This is a genomic window from Pseudomonas sp. UBA6562, assembly GCF_002434265.1.
In the GTDB taxonomy this organism is placed as follows: domain Bacteria; phylum Pseudomonadota; class Gammaproteobacteria; order Pseudomonadales; family Pseudomonadaceae; genus Aquipseudomonas.
In genome coordinates, this window is sequence record NZ_DJJS01000004.1 from 43,693 (window position 1) to 61,563 (window position 17,871).

The 17,871-nt window shown below is 66.5% G+C and carries 17 protein-coding genes; 11 read left to right on the top strand and 6 right to left on the bottom strand.

The window, feature by feature from the left end; genetic code table 11:
* Positions 1-47: 47 nt before the first annotated feature.
* From B4M43_RS04395 to B4M43_RS04405, 3 genes are read left to right on the top strand one after another with little or no spacing between them, the layout of a single operon-like run.
* Positions 48-1,589 carry an MFS transporter gene (locus B4M43_RS04395; protein ID WP_296264563.1) on the top strand — a complete coding sequence of 514 codons (1,542 nt, stop codon included), beginning with the start codon at positions 48-50 and terminating at the stop codon, positions 1,587-1,589.
* Between the two features lie 23 nt (positions 1,590-1,612).
* On the top strand, positions 1,613-2,686 hold the full coding sequence (locus B4M43_RS04400; protein WP_296264564.1) for an HlyD family secretion protein: 1,074 nt from the start codon (positions 1,613-1,615) through the stop codon (positions 2,684-2,686).
* On the top strand, positions 2,683-4,140 hold the full coding sequence (locus B4M43_RS04405; protein WP_296264565.1) for an efflux transporter outer membrane subunit: 1,458 nt from the start codon (positions 2,683-2,685) through the stop codon (positions 4,138-4,140). Before B4M43_RS04400 ends, B4M43_RS04405 begins: the two co-directional genes overlap by 4 nt.
* Here the strand turns inward: B4M43_RS04405 and B4M43_RS04410 are convergent.
* Positions 4,123-4,947: an SDR family oxidoreductase gene (locus B4M43_RS04410; protein ID WP_296264566.1), complete on the bottom strand. Its 825-nt coding sequence runs from the start codon at positions 4,945-4,947 to the stop codon at positions 4,123-4,125. The genes B4M43_RS04405 and B4M43_RS04410 overlap by 18 nt on opposite strands.
* A 455-nt stretch (positions 4,948-5,402) precedes the next feature.
* Here B4M43_RS04410 and B4M43_RS04415 point away from each other — a divergent pair, with 455 nt between their 5' ends.
* A complete protein-coding gene (locus B4M43_RS04415; protein WP_296264567.1) occupies positions 5,403-6,479 on the top strand; it encodes an aminotransferase class I/II-fold pyridoxal phosphate-dependent enzyme in 1,077 nt (358 codons plus the stop codon).
* A 120-nt stretch (positions 6,480-6,599) separates the two neighbouring features.
* Here the strand turns inward: B4M43_RS04415 and B4M43_RS04420 are convergent, their stop codons facing one another.
* Entirely contained in the window at positions 6,600-7,064 is a 465-nt protein-coding gene (locus B4M43_RS04420) for a multidrug transporter (protein WP_296264568.1), read from the bottom strand.
* A 274-nt stretch (positions 7,065-7,338) separates the two neighbouring features.
* On the opposite strand from B4M43_RS04420, the gene B4M43_RS04425 reads away from it, so the two are divergent.
* Positions 7,339-8,094, top strand: a complete 756-nt coding sequence (locus B4M43_RS04425) for a hypothetical protein (protein WP_296264569.1) — start codon at positions 7,339-7,341, stop codon at positions 8,092-8,094.
* Between the two features lie 69 nt (positions 8,095-8,163).
* On the opposite strand, the gene yaaA is transcribed toward B4M43_RS04425, so the two are convergent.
* Positions 8,164-8,943: a peroxide stress protein YaaA gene (yaaA, locus tag B4M43_RS04430; protein ID WP_296264570.1), complete on the bottom strand. Its 780-nt coding sequence runs from the start codon at positions 8,941-8,943 to the stop codon at positions 8,164-8,166.
* 135 nt (positions 8,944-9,078) lie between these two features.
* Here yaaA and B4M43_RS04435 point away from each other — a divergent pair, with 135 nt between their 5' ends.
* The 5 genes from B4M43_RS04435 (at position 9,079) to moaE (ending at position 13,152) form a co-directional block, all read left to right on the top strand.
* Complete coding sequence (locus B4M43_RS04435; RefSeq protein WP_296264571.1) at positions 9,079-10,212, top strand: polysaccharide deacetylase family protein; 1,134 nt, start codon at positions 9,079-9,081, stop codon at positions 10,210-10,212.
* 288 nt (positions 10,213-10,500) lie between these two features.
* Positions 10,501-11,895 carry a PhoH family protein gene (locus tag B4M43_RS04440; RefSeq protein ID WP_296264572.1) on the top strand — a complete coding sequence of 465 codons (1,395 nt, stop codon included), beginning with the start codon at positions 10,501-10,503 and terminating at the stop codon, positions 11,893-11,895.
* A gap of 92 nt (positions 11,896-11,987) precedes the next feature.
* Positions 11,988-12,461 (top strand): cyclic pyranopterin monophosphate synthase MoaC, encoded by a 474-nt coding sequence (moaC, locus tag B4M43_RS04445; protein ID WP_296264573.1) that lies wholly within the window; start codon positions 11,988-11,990, stop codon positions 12,459-12,461.
* Positions 12,458-12,703 carry a MoaD/ThiS family protein gene (locus B4M43_RS04450; RefSeq protein WP_296264574.1) on the top strand — a complete coding sequence of 82 codons (246 nt, stop codon included), beginning with the start codon at positions 12,458-12,460 and terminating at the stop codon, positions 12,701-12,703. Before moaC ends, B4M43_RS04450 begins: the two co-directional genes overlap by 4 nt.
* 2 nt (positions 12,704-12,705) lie before the next feature.
* Positions 12,706-13,152, top strand: a complete 447-nt coding sequence (gene moaE / locus B4M43_RS04455) for a molybdopterin synthase catalytic subunit MoaE (RefSeq protein ID WP_296264575.1) — start codon at positions 12,706-12,708, stop codon at positions 13,150-13,152.
* Between the two features lie 34 nt (positions 13,153-13,186).
* On the opposite strand, the gene rhlB is transcribed toward moaE, so the two are convergent.
* The 3 genes from rhlB to algW all read right to left on the bottom strand — a co-directional run bounded on the left by rhlB (position 13,187) and on the right by algW (position 16,788).
* Positions 13,187-14,632 (bottom strand): ATP-dependent RNA helicase RhlB, encoded by a 1,446-nt coding sequence (gene rhlB / locus B4M43_RS04460; protein WP_296264576.1) that lies wholly within the window; start codon positions 14,630-14,632, stop codon positions 13,187-13,189.
* 104 nt (positions 14,633-14,736) lie between these two features.
* A complete protein-coding gene (locus B4M43_RS04465) occupies positions 14,737-15,393 on the bottom strand; it encodes an alpha/beta hydrolase (RefSeq protein ID WP_296264577.1) in 657 nt (218 codons plus the stop codon).
* Positions 15,394-15,624: 231 nt separating this feature from the next.
* Complete coding sequence (algW, locus tag B4M43_RS04470) at positions 15,625-16,788, bottom strand: Do family serine endopeptidase AlgW (protein ID WP_296264579.1); 1,164 nt, start codon at positions 16,786-16,788, stop codon at positions 15,625-15,627.
* Positions 16,789-16,960: 172 nt separating this feature from the next.
* Here algW and B4M43_RS04475 point away from each other — a divergent pair, with 172 nt between their 5' ends.
* Positions 16,961-17,719 (top strand): Nif3-like dinuclear metal center hexameric protein, encoded by a 759-nt coding sequence (locus tag B4M43_RS04475; protein WP_296264580.1) that lies wholly within the window; start codon positions 16,961-16,963, stop codon positions 17,717-17,719.
* Positions 17,720-17,871: the final 152 nt, after the last annotated feature.

The following is a 17,871-nucleotide window of genomic DNA, read 5'->3' on the forward strand; positions in this document are numbered from 1 at the left end:
ATCTTTCTAGACTGCCCAGCATCAAATTATTGCTGGAGATTTCAGGCATGGCGGTGTCGCTCAACCCACCGGCGGCGCTCGCCCCTGCGCCGCCAGCGGCCGCGCCGGCGCAATCGGCGTTCGGCCCGCGTGTGGTGACCGGGTTGTTCGGCGTGCTGCTGGCGGTGCTGTGCGCCGGCCTCAACGAAGCGGTGACCAAGCTGTCGCTGGCCGACATCCGCGGTGGCATGGGCATCGGCGCCGACGAAGGCGCCTGGCTGTTGGCGGTGTACAGCGCCGCTTCGGTATCGGCCATGGCCTTTTCGCCCTGGTTGGCCACCACCTTTTCCCTGCGCCGTTTCACCTTGTGCGCCATCGCCCTGTTCGCCGTGCTCGGCCTGCTGCAACCCTTCGCGCCGAACCTGCACAGCCTGATGCTGCTGCGCATTCTGCAAGGGCTGGCGGCCGGCGCCTTGCCGCCGATGCTGATGAGCGTGGCGCTGCGCTTTTTACCGCCAGGCATCAAGATCTACGGCCTGGCCTGCTATGCGTTGACCGCCACCTTCGGCCCCAACCTGGGCACGCCGCTGGCGGGCCTGTGGACCGAGTACGTCGGCTGGCAATGGGCGTTCTGGCAGATCATCGGCCCGTCGCTGCTGGCCATGGCCTGCGTGGCCTGGGGCTTGCCGCAAGACCCTCTGCGCCTGGAGCGCTTCGCCCAGTTCAACTGGCGCGGTGTGCTGCTGGGGCTGCCGGCTTTGAGCTGCCTGGTGCTGGGTTTGTCGTTGGGCGATCGCTGGGGCTGGTTCGACTCGCCGCTGATCGCGGCGCTGCTGGGCAGCGGTGGCTTGCTGCTGGTGCTGTTTCTGTACAACGAGTGGTCGGAACCGGTGCCGTTCTTCCAGCTGCGGCTGCTGTCGCGGCGCAACCTGGCCTTCGCGCTGGTGACCCTGGCCGGCGTACTGGTGGTGCTGTCCGGTTCGGGCAGCCTGCCGTCGGCGTACCTGGCGCAGATCCATGGCTATCGGCCGGCGCAGACCAGCCCGCTGATGCTGCTGGTGGCGCTGCCGCAGTTGCTCGCGCTGCCGCTGACCGCGGCACTGTGCAACCTGCGCGCCGTCGATTGCCGCTGGGTGCTGGCCGCAGGTTTGGGTCTGCTGGTGCTGTCGTGCCTGGGCAGCAACGGACTGACCAGCGCCTGGATTCGCGACGACTTCTACCCGATCTACCTGCTGCAAGTGTTCGGCCAGCCCATGGCGGTGCTGCCGCTCTTGATGCTGTCGACCAACGGCATGAGCCCCCAGGAGGGGCCGTTCGCCTCGGCCTGGTTCAACACCGTCAAGGGCCTGGCCGCGGTGGTGGCCACGGCCGTGCTGGAGCTGCTGGGCACCTGGCGCCGGCATTTCCATTCCAACCACCTGGTCGACAGCCTGGGCAACGCGCCCCAGCTCGACGACCGCGCCGCCGGGCTCGCCCAGCGCATCCACGAACAGGCCCAGGTGCTGACCTCGGCCGACCTGTATCTGGTGATGGCAGGAATCGGCGTCGCGCTGATCTGCCTGATTCCTTTCGTACCTACCCGGGTCTACCCGCCGCGCGCGGTGGCCTGAACCTGTGACCGAGAACCGCTGACATGAAGGACAACCGCAAGACCCTGATCATCGCCGGCGTGCTCGCCGTGGCGGCGCTGGCCGTGCTCGCCGGCCGCTGGCTGCTGGGCAGCGACCACCGGCAACGCACCGAAGACGCCTACGTGGTGGCCGACTACACCGTGGTCGCGCCGAAAGTGGCCGGCTTCATCAAGCAGGTGCTCGTCGAGGACAACCAGCAGGTCAAGGCCGGGCAACTGCTCGCCACCCTCGACGACCGCGACTATCAAACCGCCCTGGACGCCGCCCTGGCCCGGCAGAGCGTGGCCCAGGCGCAGCGCGCCAATGCCCAGGCGACCCTCGAGCGCCAGGCCGCGCTGATCGCCCAGGCCGAAGCGGCGGTGCGAGCGGCCAAGGCCGAGACGGCCTTCGCCGAACACGAAGTGGGCCGTTACGGGCGCCTGGCCGAGCAGGGCGCCGGCACCGTGCAGAACGCCCAGCAGGCGCGCAGCCGGGTCGAACAAGCGCGCGCGCAGCAGGCCAACAGTGCGGCGGCCTTGCTCGCCGCCCGCAAGCAGGTGGATGTGCTCAGCGCCCAGCGCGACAGCGCCCAAGGCCAGTTCAAGCAGGCCGAGGCCGAGGTGGAAAAGGCACGCCTGGACCTGTCGTACACGCGCATCACCGCACCCGTCGACGGCATGGTCGGCGAGCGCGCGCTGCGTGTCGGTGCCTACGTCAGCCCCGGCACGCGGCTGCTGTCGGTGGTGCCGCTGGCCGACGCCTATGTGGTCGGCAACTTCCTCGAGACGCAACTGACCCACGTGCAGCCCGGCCAGCCCGTGCAATTGCGGGTCGACACCTTCGCCGAGCACAGCCTGCACGGCCACGTGCAGAGCATCGCGCCGGCTACCGGCGTGACCTTCGCCGCGGTCAAGCCCGACAACGCCACCGGCAACTTCACCAAGGTGGTGCAGCGCATCCCGGTGAAGATCGTCTTCGATGCCGACCAGCCCGGCTTGGAGCGGTTGCGCGTCGGCATGTCGGTCGAGGCCAGCATCGAGACCGATGCCGGCAGCCACGTCGATAGCCCCGTTGGCCGCGAGGTCAGCGCGCGATGAAGGCGATGGCCCGTCTCAGCCCTTTGCTGCTGGCCGCAGCCCTGGCCGGGTGCAGCCTGGGCCCGGATTTCCAGGCGCCACACAGCCAGACCCCGGCGCAGTGGTCGTCGCCGCGCGGTGAGGCCGCGCGCAGTCAGCCAAGCGCCGACCCCCTCCAGCAGCGCTGGTGGGACAACTTCCACGACGCCCGTCTCAGTGCTCTGATCGAACAGGTGACGGCGCGCAACCTCGACCTGCAACTGGCCAGCGCCCGTGTGCTGCAGAGCCGCGCCGCGCGCAGTTCGGTGGCCGGCGAAGAACTGCCGTCGGTTGATGCCGAGGCCGGCTACAGCCGTGCGCGCAACAGCGCCGAAGGTTTGAACGATCCGTCCGGCAATGCCGGTAAGTCCGCCTATAGCCTGTGGCAGGGCGACCTCACCGCCGGCTGGGAACTGGACCTCTGGGGCCGGGTGCGGCGCCAGGTGGAGGCGGCCGATGCCAACGTGCAGGTGGCCGAGGACGACCGTCGCGGCGTGCTGCTGACGCTGCTCGCCGAAACCGCGCGCGATTACATTCAACTGCGCGCCGTGCAACGCACCCTGGGCGTCACCGAAGACAACCTCAAGCTCGCCCGGCATGGTCTGGCGCTGTCGCAAGACCGTTTGAACGAAGGGGTGGCGACCCAGTTGGACGTGGCCCAGGCCAGTGCGCAAGTCGCCTCCATCGAGGCGCGCTTGCCGACCTTGCAGGCCCGGCGCGACGACCTGATCAACGCCTTGAGCCTGCTCGCCGCCGAGCCGCCCGGGCGCTTGCAGGCGCAGTTGCTGGCCCCTGGGGCCGTGCCCGAGCCGCAACAGCGCTTCGCCATCGGCCTGCCGTCGCAACTGGCCGCACGCCGCCCGGACATCCGCCAGGCCGAAGCGCGCCTGCATGCCGCCACCGCCAGCATCGGCGTGGCCCAGGCCGACTTCTACCCCAGCATCCGCTTGTCGGGCAGCGTGGGCTTGCAGTCGCTGCAACTGGCCGACCTGGGCAGCTGGAGCGCGCGCCGTTTCGCCGTCGGCCCGCAACTGTCGCTGCCGATCTTCGAGGGTGGGCGGCTCAAGGGCGTGCTGCAACTGCGCGAGGCGCAGCAGCAGGAAGCGGCGGTGAACTACCGCAAGACCGTGCTCGGCGCTTGGCATGAGATCGACGACGTGCTGCGCCTGTACAACGCCAGCCAGTTGCGCCGCGACCACCTGGCCGAAGCCGTGCGGCAGAACCGCATCGCCTTGCAGACCGCGCAGCGCCAGTACGTGGAAGGGGCAGTGGACTTTCTCAACGTGCTCAGCGTGCAAAGCGCGCTGCTGGCCAGCGAAGAGCAGTGGATCGACAGTTCGGCGGCGGTGGCCCAGGCCATGGTGGGGCTGTACAAGGCGCTGGGCGGGGGCTGGGAAGCGTTCGAAGCGGCGCCTGCTTCACAACCGTCGCAGTAACCCGAAGCGCTTGCGCAGCGCCCAGTCCAGCAGGCGCCGCGGCACAAGCCTGGCGAGCAGAGGCAGGGCGGTGCTGCCATTGCCCAGGCGCACCACGGCCGGCAGTGGGCGCCGCTCCAGTGCGGCGAGCACGCCGCGGGCGAGCTGCGCAGCGGGGGTGGGATGGTCCTGCGAAGCCCGGGCACGCGCCTCGACCTGCGCACGCAAGGGCCACCACGGCGAATCGGCCCGCATCACCTCGGCCGTCTGGCGCTGGGCGGTGCTGGCGAACTGCGAGGCGATGGCGCCGGGTTGCACCTGCATGACGGCGATGCCGAACGGCGACAGTTCCAGGCGCAGGGCGTCGCTCAGGGCGTGCACGGCCGCCTTGGAAGCGCAGTAGGCACCGGCGAACGGCGTGACCAGCACCCCTGACACGCTGCCGATGTTGACCACCGTGCCCTGGCTGCGGCGCAGCAGCGGGAAGAACACGCGGGTCACGTCCACTAGGGCGAACACGTTGGTTTCGAATTGCTGGCGCAGCGCGTCGGCGCCGCCGTCGAGCAGCGGGCCCATGGCGCCGTAGCCGGCGTTGTTGACCAGCAGGTCGAGGCCTGCGCCGCTCGCCTGCATCTCATCGGCCAGGCGCAGCAGCGCAGGGCGGTCGTTGACGTCCAGCGCACGGGCGGTGAAGCCGGCCGCGGCCAGGCGCTCGACATCGCCGGCCTGCCGCGCCGTGGCCCAGACCTGGTAGCCCCCATCGCGCAAGGCGTCGGCCAAGGCGCGGCCGATGCCGCTGGAACAACCGGTGATCAGAGCAGTGGGCATGACGTGGGACCGTGGCGAGGGCAGGGAGGGGAAGTCTGGCAGAGTGCGCGGGGCAATGCGCGCAATCAGGCGTATTGCAGGCTAATGCCGATCCGTTGAGCAATCGGAGCCGTAACGGCCTGCAAAGCAGGCCTAATGACTGCGATCGGTTGCGTCAGGTGCTCTACGATGTCTGCCTGAATAAGGCCTGCTGCGCAGGCCATCGCGGCTAAAGCCGCTCCAACAAAATGCTGACCGACTGCAAGACCTGCACCCAGCTTACCCCCCACACAAATCCTGTTGGAGCGGCCGGTTCGGCGTTCCGATCAGCCCCAATCAACGCTGTTTACCCTCAACTGACTGGCACCAGGCATTGCAGGCTCGCTTTGGAGCGGCCGGGCATGGCGTCGTGCCACCCTAAAGACCGTTCCACGCCAGGCGTTCTCTAGGCATCGACCCCTTGGAGGCACTACCACATGGAAGGTTTATCGCGTCGTCGCCTTGTCGGGCTGGGTGCGGCCCTGCCGCTGCTCGGCCAGGTCAGCTGGGCATTGCCAGCACGTGCCGAACCGTCACCCGTGCGGCTCAACTACAACGAGAGCCCGTGGGGACCGAGCGTGGCGGCGCAAGCGGCCATGCAAGAGGGGATTGCCGGTTGCGGCCGCTATCCCTACCCGTTGCAGTACGAGTTGATCGAGGTATTCGCGCGGCAGAACGGCGTGAGCGAAGACCAGGTGCAGGTGTTCTGCGGCTCCAAGCTGGCCCTGCAATACGCCGTGCATGCCTTCACCGGCCCGCCCAGCCTGGTAGTGGCCGAACCCTCCTACGAAGCGCCGGTCGATGCTGCCCAGGTGCGCGGCACGCGGGTGCATGCCATCCCCCTGGATGCCCGCCACGCCCACGACGTGGACGCCATGCTGGCCGCCGACGCCGCGCCGGGCATGCTCTACCTGTGCAACCCCAACAACCCTACCGGCACTCTGACCCCGGCGGCAGCGCTCGAGCGGCTCATCGCCAAGGCGCCGTCCGACACCGTGGTGGTGGTCGACGAGGCCTACATCCACTTCAGCGATGCTCCCAGTTGCCTGCCATTGATCGCCAGGCACCCTAACCTGCTGGTGTTGCGCACTTTCTCCAAGCTGTACGGCATGGCCGGCGCCCGGGTGGGTTTGGCCATTGGGCAACCCGCGCTGCTGGAACGCCTGGAGGCGTTCGACGGCTACAACGTCGGCGCCGAGCCCAGCCTGCGCGGCGCCCTGGCCAGCTTGCAGGACGGCCTCCTGGTCGCGCAGCGCAAGCGCGACAACCAGCGCTTGCGCGACGCGACCCTGGCGCGGCTGCGGCAGGCGGGCTGGCGCTGCACGGCCTCGCAGGCCAACTGTTTCATGGTCGATGTGCGGCGGCCGGCCGAAGGTGTGGTGGAGGCGTTGGCCAAGGCACAGGTGCTGGTGGGGCGGGTGTGGCCGAGTTGGCCGAGTTGGCTGCGGGTCAGCGTCGGCGATGTGGCGCAGATGCAACGCTTCGAGGAGGCGTTTTTCCAGGTGATGGGCTGAGCCGGTCGGTGTCGGCCAGGGGGCTTCGCTGTGAGCACCGAGAGTCTGCGCTCTCGATGGGGTATGCACCGAGCGAGGGAAGGAGGGCGTTCGGCCCATTGTTCTCTGGGCGTACCTCGCTCAGTTGGCGAAGCGTCCTTGCAGGTGCTCGGCACGAAACTCCAGGGTCTGTGGGCGATAGCCACTGCGCAGTGGCGGCAGCGGCAGGCAGTCGCTCCATTGGGCGCCGGCCTGCAACTCGCCCGGCCCGCGATAGCGTGGTGCGCTGTAGGTGCTTTCGGCGAGGTTGACGGTGTCGCCTGGCGCATAGGCAGCGATGCGCCAGCGCAGTTCGCTCAGCGGCGCCGCGTTTGCATTCGTCATCTGCACCTGCAAAGGCCGATCGGCCGGACAACGGTCGGGCGTATAGCTCAGCCGCAGGTCGAGCCGCGCCAGTTGCGAGGCTTCACGGGTGTCTTGCCAGGCGACCCACGCCGCGACCATACCCAGCCCGAACACGGCTGCCAGAGACAGCGGCAAGGCCTTTTGCGGATAGCGCAACAGCAGGGCCAGCCAAGTGAGCAGCAACAACGCGCCGATGAGCATGGAATGCGAGCCTGGGTGGGAGGTGGTTTGGCCATGCTAGCGGTATTCGATCTGGGGTTCAAAGCGCCTGGGCGGCTACGGCTGCGGTGCAGTGTGAGGCATGGACGCGTGGCAGGACGCGGCCTGGGCAAGCCGTTGACGGCGCGTGCGGGCCAGGCGCCTGGCATTTCTGCCAGTACAGATCGAGCGCCGCTGGCTCTAGGGTAGTCGCCGAGAGCTGTCTGGTAGGCAGCAACACCACGCAACTGCGACTCCGTGCGCACAGGGAACTGACATGACGACTTCCGAGAACGCTACCCACGATCAAGGCTACATGAGCGCCACCATCGACGGTAAACCAACGTCCCTCACCACCACGATCGACCCATCCGGTGGGGTCATCGGCATCAACGACAGGAGCCAGTTCGTTTACATCGGTTTTCCCGAGGACCTTGCCGACGGCAATCACGACATCGGCGAGCATGGCGTCTCGGCCTACGTAGGCGGCGACCATTCAGGGGCGGCGGTAGGCGGCAAGCTCAAGGACTTCAAACGGGGCGAAAGCGACCGGGCGATCATCCAGGGCAAGTTCGAATTCACGGCCGTCGACGAGAATGACCATGATATCGAGGTCAAGGACGGCGCATTCTCGGTGTCGGCGACACCGGCCGCGAAAGCCGACGCTTCGGGTGTGGCGTCAGCCACGTTCGACCCCGAACTGGCGACCAACGCAGGGTTCGTCGCCGACCACTTCAGCTATTCCGGCACGCCTGACAAACCGGGCTCGGTCTGGGTAAGACAGGACGAGAACGTCCAGGGCGGCTTGAATTCGCTGGGGGTGTTGTTGACCCTCGCCTATCACGACCCCGCGAACCCGACCGTTGTGGATGCGTTCATGACCCTCCACCAGTCGGTCGTGCCAGCCACGCTACTCAGCCCCGGTACGGTGAACTTCACGCCTGGCCGGAACATCGACATCCAGTTCGAGGTGGGATTCTCGTACCTGGGCCGCTCGTACAAAAGCAAAGGCTCGCTGACGCTCGATCTGTAAACGTTCGACGCGTTCGCCTGCTCGCGCCGCTCGCACGGAAGTGGCGCGAGCGGCATTGCCGTTGCCGCGTCAGGCCGGCGCCTGGTCGCGCAAGAACACCAAGTGGTCCGGCTTGGACTGCTCGGCACTGTAGTAGTAGCCCTGCGCGTCGAAGCCCTGGAGTTGCTGCGGGTCTTCGATGCGCTGCTGGATCACGAAGCGGCTCATCATGCCCCGCGCCTTCTTGGCGTAGAAGCTGATGATCTTGTACTGGCCGTTCTTCAAGTCCTTGAAGTCGACGTCGATCACCCGGGCCTTGAGCGCGCTGCGTTTGACCGCACCGAAGTACTCGTTGCTGGCCAGGTTCAGCAGCAGGTCGTCGCCCTGGTCGGCCAGGGCTTGGTTCAGCCATTGGCTGATGCGCGTGTCCCAGAAGGCGTAGAGGTCCTTGCCGCGCGGGTTGGCCAGTTTGGTGCCCATTTCCAGGCGGTAGGGCTGCATCAGGTCGAGGGGGCGCAACAGGCCATACAGGCCCGAGAGCATGCGCAGGTGGTCCTGGGCATAGCTGAAATCGTCTTCGCCGAGGCTTTCGGCATCCAGGCCCGTGTAGACGTCGCCCTTGAAGGCGAGCAGCGCCTGTTTGGCGTTGGCCGGGCTGAACTCGGCGTTCCAGCTGCCGAAGCGTGCGGCATTGAGGCCGGCGAGCTTGTCGGAAAGGTGCATCAGGGCGGCAATCTGCGCCGGCGTCAGCTCGCGCAGTTGCGCGATCAGCAACTCGGTATGTTCGAGGTGCTGCGGCAGGGTGAAGCGCTCGGTGACGGGCGGGGTGTCGTAGTCGAGGGTCTTGGCGGGGGAAATCACCGTCAGCATCGGTTCGGCTCCTGAAGTCGATGAGGGATTCTACGGCGCAGGTCGTGCAAGGCCAAATCGGCGTGGCGACGAACGCAGACCTCAGGCGGGGCAGAGGCTATAGTGCCGGCCATGTCTTTTGCGGAGTGATCGATCGTGCGCATTGCCCTGGGCCTGCTGGCCGGCTTGTTGAGCTTGGCCGTACCGGCCGCGCCCGTCTCGCCCTATGTCAATCTCGATCGCGCAGCGTGGCCCGAGCGGTTGGACAGCCCGGTGCTGTTCGACGTCGCTTCGCGTGCGGAAATCCTCTCTTTCGCACGGGCGCTCAACGACAGCGAGCAGCTCGACGAAGCGGCGCTGGCGGCGCGTCTGGGCCTGCGCCAGGTCAACCTGCAGAAGGTGCGCGCCGTGCGGGCGCGGCTATGGCAGCGGCTGTGGCAAAACTACCAGCAGGCGCAGCTGAGCTGCGAGCAGGACGCCTCGTTCTGCTACCCGCTGGAAAGTCTGGCCGAGTTGCGCACCCAGGCCGCGCAATTCGCCGAAGATGTCGGCGAGTTCTATACCGGTTGGGTCGAACCGAGCTACCGCTTCCACCAGCGCTACCTCGACGAGCAGTTGCGCAAGGCGGCGCTGCTCGGCCAAACCTCCAGCGAAGTGGAGCGGCTCTCGGACGCCGAGCGCGATGGCGAAACCCTGAACGACCGGGTGTTCCTGCTCAGTTTCGTCGGCGGCCCGAGTGCGCCGGGCGGCGCCACCGACGGGCTGACCGACTACCTGCGGCGCCAGCGGGTCGAGGGCACCTTCTTCGTGCTCGGCAACCGCTTGCAGCAACGCCGCAACGCCAGCTCGGTCGAGGCGCTGCGCGCGTTGTATGCGCACCAGTGCGTCGGCATCCAGGGCTGGGAATACCGCTCCCATGCCCAATGGCAGGGCTGGCAGGACTCGCTGCGGCGTAGCCAGGCGCGGGTGCAGGGCGATCTGCCGGCGCAGTACGTGCCGCTGTTCCGTCCGCCCTATGGGCAGCGGCGCAGCGACGGCGACGGCTTCATGGCCAGCCAGGGGTTGCAGGTGTCGCTGTGGGACATCGACGCCCAGGACGACGGCACCCTCGACAGCCAGGCCTCGGCGCAGCGCGTGCTGACCTTGATGCTGTTGTGGCGCAAGGGCGTGGTGCAGTTCCACGACAACTTGGACAAGGCGCAGCCGGCCGTCGAGTGGTTGCTGGAGAACACCGCGCAGAGCGGTCTGGCTTGGGAAGACTGCCACGCCTATGGCTCGTCGACGCGCTGAAGCGCCAGGGCGAGGCCTATCACTTTAGCCGTCGTTCGACTGTACGCAAGGTCGCTTGGGCGATCGGAAAAATAAACTGCATATCCGCATGAAAGTGCTTTTTCCCGTCATGGGTTTTGCGGTATGAAAGAAGCCAGACAGCCGAATCCTGCAGTACAGGTGGCGTCATCCAGACTCCTACTTGCCAGGTGTGCCCCCCGCCCGTAACGACGCGGATACGGGGAGAACGGCGGTCAATCTGTAGCGCAGCGGCACGTGCTACGTGGCTTCGATATAAGGTGACCGAGTATGGATGACCAAGGACGCACCCCTTCCTCCAGCAAGCCAATCCTCTATGTCCTCGATACCAATGTCCTGATTCACGACCCCAACGCGTTACTCAACTTCGAGGAGCACCACGTCGCCCTGCCGATGACCGTGCTGGAGGAACTCGACAAGCTCAAGACCGGCAAGCAATCGATCGCCGCCGACTGCCGCCAGGCCATCCGCCTGATCGACCAGACGCTTGGCGACGCCACGCCCAGTGCGGTGGAGCAGGGCGTGCCGATCCAGCGTGGCAAGAGCGGGCCGAAGGGCTTTCTGTCGATCCTGATGAGCCCGCGCAACGAAACGACCCATGTGCTGCCTGCGCACCTGAACGACAACATCATCATCAACCAGCTCCTGGAACTGCGCGCAAAGCGTACCGACCTCGACGTGGTGCTGGTCACCAAAGACATCAACATGCGCCTGAAGGCGCGCGCCTGCGGCATCGCCGCCGAGGACTACAGCACCGACCAACTGGTCGACGACGTCTCTCTGCTATCCAAGGGCTACCACTCGGTCAAAGGCTCGTTCTGGGACCGCGTCAGCAAGGTCGACACCCGCCAGGAGCGCGGGCGCACCTGGCACCGCGTGCAACTGGCCGAGGCCCTGCCGGCGGTGCACGTCAACGAATTCATCATCGACGAACAAGGCTTCGTGGGCTGGATCAAGGGCGCACGCGAGGGCGAGCTGCTGCTGCTCGACCTGCACCAGGAACCGCTGCTGCACCAGGAAGCCTGGGGTCTGAAGCCGCGCGACATCCACCAGAGCCTGGCGCTGTTCGCGCTGCTCGACCCCGACATCCACCTGGTCAACCTGACCGGCGCCGCCGGTTCGGGCAAGACGATCCTGGCCCTGGCGGCGGCCATCGAGCAGACCATGGTCAGCAAGCGCTACCGGCGCATCATCGCCACCCGCAGCGTGCAGGGCCTGGACCAGGAGATCGGCTTCCTGCCCGGCACCGAGGCCGAGAAGATGGAGCCCTGGCTGGGCGCCATCACCGACAACCTCGAAGCCCTGCACATGGACGACGAAAGCACCCATGGCAGCGTGGAGTACATCCTCGAACGGGTGCCGTTGCAGTTCAAATCCCTCAACTACATCCGCGGCCGCAGCTTCCAGCAGAGCCTGATCCTGATCGACGAATGCCAGAACCTCACCCCGCACCAGATGAAAACCATCATCACCCGGGCGGGCGCCGGTTCCAAAGTGGTCTGCCTGGGCAACCTGGCGCAGATCGACACTCCCTACCTGTCCGCCACCAGCTCGGGCCTGACCTACCTCACCGAGCGCTTCAAGGATTTCCCCCACGGTGTGCACATCACCCTGCAAGGGGTGCCGCGTTCGGTGCTGGCCGAATACGCCGAGTCGCATATGTAAGGTGAGGCATCGGGCGGTTCGCCGCCCGATTTTTCCCTGCGCAAGCGCGGTCCTGGGTTTACACTCGCAGCTCCCTTCACAGGAGCAGAGCAGTGCTGACACACCTTGATTCCCAGGGGCGGGCCAACATGGTCGACGTCACCGAGAAAGCCGTCACCGCCCGCGAGGCGGTGGCCGAGGCCCGCGTGCGCATGCTGCCGCAGACCCTGCGCATGATCGTCGACGGCGAGCACCCCAAGGGCGACGTGTTCGCCGTGGCGCGTATCGCCGGCATCCAGGCGGCGAAGAAGACCAGCGACCTGATTCCCCTCTGCCATCCACTGATGCTCACCAGCGTCAAGGTCGAGCTGCGCGCCGAAGGCGACGCCTGTGTGCTGATCCAGGCCCGTTGCAAGCTGGCCGGGCAGACCGGCGTGGAGATGGAGGCGCTGACAGCGGCCAGCGTGGCCGCGCTGACGATCTACGACATGTGCAAGGCGGTGGACAAAGGCATGGTCATCGAGCAGGTGCGCTTGCTGGAAAAGCGCGGCGGCAAGAGCGGCGACTTCATGGCGGGCGCCTCATGAACGTGCAGGTGGTGTATTTCGCCCGTTATCGAGAGCAGTTGGGCCTGGACGGCGAAGCCCTGGTGGGTGAGTTCGCGTGCGTCGACGATGTACGTCAAGCCCTGATCGCCCGCGGCGAGGCCTATGCCGTACTGGCCGAGCAGAACCTGATGTGCGCGCGCAACCAGGACCTGTGCCGGCTGGCCGAACCGCTCGAAGAAGGTGACGAAGTCGCATTCTTTCCGCCCGTGACAGGAGGGTGAACATGAGCGTACGCGTGCAGGAAGGCGCTTTCGATCCGGGCCAGGCGGTCAACGCCATGCAGGCGGCGAACGTCGGCGTGGGCGCGGTGGTGAGTTTCGTGGGCTACGTGCGCGACTTCAACGACGGTCGCGAGGTGGCGGGGATGTTCCTCGAACACTACCCCGGCATGACCGAAAAGGCCCTGGCCAAGATCGTGGCCGAAGCCGAACAGCGCTGGCCGCTGCTCAAGGTCGAGGTGTTGCACCGCATCGGCGCACTGGCGCCGGGCGAACCGATCGTCTTCGTCGGCGTGGCCAGCGCGCACCGCCAGGCGGCGTTCGCCGCCTGCGACTTCATCATGGATTACCTGAAGACCCGTGCTCCGTTCTGGAAGAAGGAAACCACGGGCGAGGGACCGCGTTGGGTCGAGGGCAGGCAGAGCGACCAGGACGCGGCGCAGCGCTGGTGACCTTGCGGGAGCGGGCAGCGCCCGCTCCGAAGGACTAGGCTTTGCGAGGTACAGGCTTGAGCAGCTCGTCAGGCGGCATTTCGCATTTGATCTTGCGCCCCAGCAGCTCTTCGATGCCCGGCAACTGGTACGAGTCGTCTTCCCCGGCAAAGCTGATCGACACGCCATTGGCCCCGGCACGTCCGGTACGGCCGATGCGGTGCACATAGTCGTCCGGGTCTTCGGGCAGGGTGAAGTTGATCACATGGCTGATGCCGTCGATGTGGATGCCACGGCCCGCCACATCGGTGGCCACCAGCACCGTCACGCGGCCTTCGCGGAAGTTTTCCAGGGTGCGGATGCGCTTGTGCTGCGGCACGTCGCCCGACAACTGCGCGGCGTTGATGCCGTCGCGCACCAGACGCTCTTCGATGCGCCGTACCTCGTCCTTGCGGTTGGCGAAGACCATGACCCGCGACCAGCCGTTCTGCGTCACCAGGTTGTACAGCAGCTTGTACTTGTCGCTGCTGGCTACGGCATAGACGTGCTGTTCGACGGTGTCGCTGGCCACGTTCTCCGGCTCGATCTCGACGATGGCCGGGTCGGTGGTCCACTGCTTGGCCAGGTTCATCACATCCTCGGTGAAGGTGGCCGAGAACAGCAGGGTCTGGCGTTCCACCTTGGGCGGGGTCTGGCGGATGATCTGCCGTACCTGGGGGATGAAGCCCATGTCGAGCATGCGGTCGGCTTCGTCCAGCACCATCACTTCGACCATGTCCAGGTGCACCTCACCGCGCTGATGGAAGTCCATCAAGCGACCCGGCGTCGCTACCAGGATGTCGCAGTGGCGGGCTTCGAGGGCCTTGAGCTGCTTATCGAAATCCATGCCGCCGACGAAGGTCATGACGTTCAGGCCGCTGTATTTGGTCAGCGCCGCCGCGTCCTTGGCGATCTGCACCACCAGCTCACGGGTGGGGGCGATGATCAGTGCGCGCGGCTCGCCCATGTAACGCTCCTTGGGCGGCGGCGTCTGTTGCAGCTGGGCGATGATCGAGATCAGGAAGGCCGCAGTCTTGCCGGTGCCGGTCTGCGCGCGGCCGATGGCGTCCTGACCGCGCAGGGTGTGCCCCAGCACTTGGGCCTGGATCGGCGTGCAGTAGGGGAAGCCCAGGTCGTGGATGGCGTGCATCAGTTCGGGCGACAGCTTGAAGTCGTGAAAGCGTGTCTTGCCCTCGGCCGGTTCGACGACGAAATCGTCCAGCTTCCACAACGAGGCCTGCGGCTTGGGCTTGCGCTCGCGACGGGGTTTGGCTTTGGCGGCGGGTTCGACAGGCTCGCTGGCAGCCGTAGGCATGGGCGGGGTGGCGTGGGTCGGCGCTGGAGATGGCGGGGAAGCCGGCGCAGTGGCGGCCGGCGGCGGTTGCATCGCGGGGGCAGCGGGCGCGGCGGCCTGGGGGGCGGCCTCGTCCTTGCCGAATAGTTTCTTGAGTGCCTTGAGCACGGTCGTCTCATCAACTGATTAAGGAATGTACGCCGGGCAGTGTAAAGCAACTTCCATGCGCGGCGTAGTACGGTTCGCAGGCAACTACAAGGTGGCGGCGCCGATCAGCGCAGGCGCGCGGCCAACCAGTCGAAGATGTCTTGAATCTCCGCCGGTAGCACCTGGTGCTCCATCGGGTATTCCTTCCACTCTGCCGCCACACCCCATTGCTTGAGGTATTCGAAGGCGGTGCGGCCCATCGAAGGGATCACCACTGGGTCGTGCACGCCATGCAGGCATAGCGCCGGCGTGCGCTGCTGGCAGGCGCTGAGCTGGTGTCCGTCACCGAAGGTCGGGGCGTAGGTCGACAATGCCAGCACGCCGCCCAAGGCTTCCTGCCAGGCGACATAGGCGGTGTGCAGCACCACTGCGCCACCTTGGGAGAAGCCGGCGAGGAAGATGCGCGACAGGTCGATGCCCTTGCTGCGCTCGGCCTCGATCAGTGCCACCACCTGCGCAGCCGATTCGTCCAGCTGCGCCTCGTCGATGGCCCGTGCCGGGCTCATCGCCTTGATGTCGTACCAGCTGGGCATGGCGTAGCCGCCGTTGATGGTCACCGCGCGGGTAGGCGCCTGGGGCATGATGAAGCGCGTGCTGAGCAGGCCTCCCTGCAACGCTTCGGCCACCGGCAGGAAGTCGTAGCGGTCGGCGCCCAGGCCGTGCAGCCAGATGACGCAGGCATCGGCGGTCTTTTGCGGTTCGAGAATCAACGGTTCGGTCATAGCGGCTCCATGAAGTGGGCGCTTTCCGGATCGAGTGCGGGAAACGCCAGCCAGTGGGTAGGTAGGGCCTGCATGAAAGCCTTGAAGGTTCGTCGGTGCTGCGTTGGAAACAGCTATGTCCGACCTTCACCCCAAGACTTTTCGCACAGGCCTCCAAGACGAAAGCATGGCGTCACCCTACAGGTTTTATCGCCGCCATGCGTGGCCACACCGGGCCGGTCGCCTCGACGGTCACTTCTCTTCCTGCTTGACCACCGGCGCCGGTGGCGGGCGCAGGCCGACCTCGGCGATCAGCTTGAGCTGCTTGCCGTTGCGCAGCACTTCGATGGCCACCTTGTTGTTGGGCTTGATCCGCGCCACCTGGTTCATCGACTTGCGGCCATCGCCGGCCGGCTCGCCATTGATGCTCAGGATCACGTCGCCGACCTGCAACCCGGCCCGCGCCGCCGGGCCTTCGCGGAAGATGCCAGCGACGACGATGCCCGGACGGCCTTTGAGGCCGAACGATTCGGCCAACTCCGGGCTCAGCGGTTGCACCTCGATGCCCAGCCAGCCACGAATCACCTGGCCATGCTCGATGATCGACTTCATCACCTCCAGCGCCAGCTTTACCGGAATGGCGAAGCCGATGCCCTGGGAGCCGCCGGACTTGGAGAAGATCGCGGTGTTGATGCCGGTGAGGTTGCCATTGGCGTCGACCAGCGCGCCACCGGAGTTGCCGGGGTTGATGGCCGCGTCGGTCTGGATGAAGTCTTCGTAGTTGTTCAGGCCCAACTGGTTGCGCCCGGTGGCGCTGATGATGCCCATGGTCACCGTCTGGCCGACGCCGAACGGGTTGCCGATGGCCAGCGACACGTCACCGATGCGCAGGGTGTCGGAGCGGCCGATGGTAATGGCCGGCAGGTCCTTGAGGTCTATCTTGAGCACCGCCAGGTCGGTTTCCGGGTCGCTGCCGATGACCCGCGCCAGGGTTTCGCGGCCGTCCTTGAGGGCCACCACGATCTGGTCGGCGCCGCTGGTGACGTGATTGTTGGTCAGCAGGTAGCCTTCGGGGCTCATGATCACCGCCGAGCCCAGGCTCGACTCCCAGCGCCGCTGCTTGGGCAGGTTGTCGCCGAAGAAACGGCGGAACTGCGGGTCTTCGAACAGGGGGTGGGCGGCGTTCTTGTTGACCACTTTGGTGGTGTACAGGTTGACCACCGCCGGCGCCGCGCGGGTGACCGCGTCGGCGTATGACACCGGCCCCTGGACCACTTGGCCGCTCTGCGGCGCCTGTTGCAGGTTGACGTCCTGGCTGGGCAGGCCCACCCATTGGGGAAAACGCTGGATCACCAACAGCGCGATCATGATCCCGGTCAGAAGGGGCCAGCCGACGTAACGCAAAGCCTTGAGCATCGAACGAATCCTGGGAGTGGGGCGGGGGCCGCAACGTCGGGGCACATGCCGATACGGCGCTGCGGCGAGCGGCGACCGCGCGCAGTGTTCGCGGGGCGGTCGGCGGCTCATAATGGCCGGCATTATACGGGCAGCGCGCCCGTCACCAAGGTCGATTTGAAGGAGTTTTTCCATGGCTGTCGCTCTCGATACGCTGGTCGCCGAAGCCGAACGCTACCTGGGTAGCAAAGGCTTTCAGGACTACTGCCCCAACGGCTTGCAGGTCGAAGGCCGGCCACAGGTGCGGCGCATCGTCAGCGGCGTCACTGCCAGCCAGGCATTGATCGACGCCGCGGTAGAGGCCGAGGCCGACCTGCTGCTGGTGCACCATGGCTATTTCTGGAAGGGCGAGAACCCCTGCATCACCGGCATGAAGCAGCGCCGGGTGAAGACCCTGCTGCAACACGACCTCAGCCTGCTGGCTTTCCACCTGCCGCTGGACGTGCACCCTGAGGTGGGCAACAACGTGCAGCTCGCCCGGCAATTGGGCATCACCGTCGAGGGCCCGCTGGACCCCGCCGACAAACGTGTGGTCGGCCTGCTCGGCGCGCTGCCCGAGCCGGTCTCGCCGCGCGACTTCGCCCGGCACGTGCAGGAGGTGCTGGGCCGCGAGCCGCTGCTGATCGACGGCGAGCAGATGATTCGCCGCGTGGGCTGGTGCACCGGCGGTGGCCAGGGCTACATCGACCAGGCCATCGCGGCGGGAGTCGACCTGTTCATCAGCGGCGAGGCCTCGGAGCAGACCTACCACAGCGCCCGCGAGCACGGCATCAGCTTCATCGCCGCCGGGCACCATGCCACCGAGCGTTATGGGGTGCAGGCCTTGGGCGATTACCTGGCGCGGCGCTTCGCCGTGGAGCATCTGTTCATCGATTGTCCGAATCCGATTTGAGGCAGGCCCCAGCCGAAAAAGCAACAACGGCTAGCCCAAACCCCCAGTCATATCGTTAGGCCTTTTCGATCTATCCGGCCTTCTAAATAGAAGCAACCCCTGTGATAAAGTGCCCTGCTCGAACACGGCCCGCAGGCCGTCCATAAGATCGT

Excerpts from the sequence above, each read along its gene's own strand:
- B4M43_RS04465 (WP_296264577.1), bottom strand. The coding sequence starts at position 15,393 with ATGACCGAACCGTTGATTCTCGAACCGCAAAAGACCGCCGATGCCTGC.
- moaE (WP_296264575.1), top strand. The coding sequence starts at position 12,706 with ATGAGCGTACGCGTGCAGGAAGGCGCTTTCGATCCGGGCCAGGCGGTC.
- B4M43_RS04395 (WP_296264563.1), top strand. The coding sequence starts at position 48 with ATGGCGGTGTCGCTCAACCCACCGGCGGCGCTCGCCCCTGCGCCGCCA.
- B4M43_RS04415 (WP_296264567.1), top strand. The coding sequence starts at position 5,403 with ATGGAAGGTTTATCGCGTCGTCGCCTTGTCGGGCTGGGTGCGGCCCTG.
- B4M43_RS04440 (WP_296264572.1), top strand. The coding sequence starts at position 10,501 with ATGGATGACCAAGGACGCACCCCTTCCTCCAGCAAGCCAATCCTCTAT.
- B4M43_RS04425 (WP_296264569.1), top strand. The coding sequence starts at position 7,339 with ATGACGACTTCCGAGAACGCTACCCACGATCAAGGCTACATGAGCGCC.
- B4M43_RS04420 (WP_296264568.1), bottom strand. The coding sequence starts at position 7,064 with ATGCTCATCGGCGCGTTGTTGCTGCTCACTTGGCTGGCCCTGCTGTTG.
- B4M43_RS04450 (WP_296264574.1), top strand. The coding sequence starts at position 12,458 with ATGAACGTGCAGGTGGTGTATTTCGCCCGTTATCGAGAGCAGTTGGGC.
- B4M43_RS04410 (WP_296264566.1), bottom strand. The coding sequence starts at position 4,947 with ATGCCCACTGCTCTGATCACCGGTTGTTCCAGCGGCATCGGCCGCGCC.
- B4M43_RS04475 (WP_296264580.1), top strand. The coding sequence starts at position 16,961 with ATGGCTGTCGCTCTCGATACGCTGGTCGCCGAAGCCGAACGCTACCTG.
- B4M43_RS04400 (WP_296264564.1), top strand. The coding sequence starts at position 1,613 with ATGAAGGACAACCGCAAGACCCTGATCATCGCCGGCGTGCTCGCCGTG.
- yaaA (WP_296264570.1), bottom strand. The coding sequence starts at position 8,943 with ATGCTGACGGTGATTTCCCCCGCCAAGACCCTCGACTACGACACCCCG.
- algW (WP_296264579.1), bottom strand. The coding sequence starts at position 16,788 with ATGCTCAAGGCTTTGCGTTACGTCGGCTGGCCCCTTCTGACCGGGATC.
- B4M43_RS04405 (WP_296264565.1), top strand. The coding sequence starts at position 2,683 with ATGAAGGCGATGGCCCGTCTCAGCCCTTTGCTGCTGGCCGCAGCCCTG.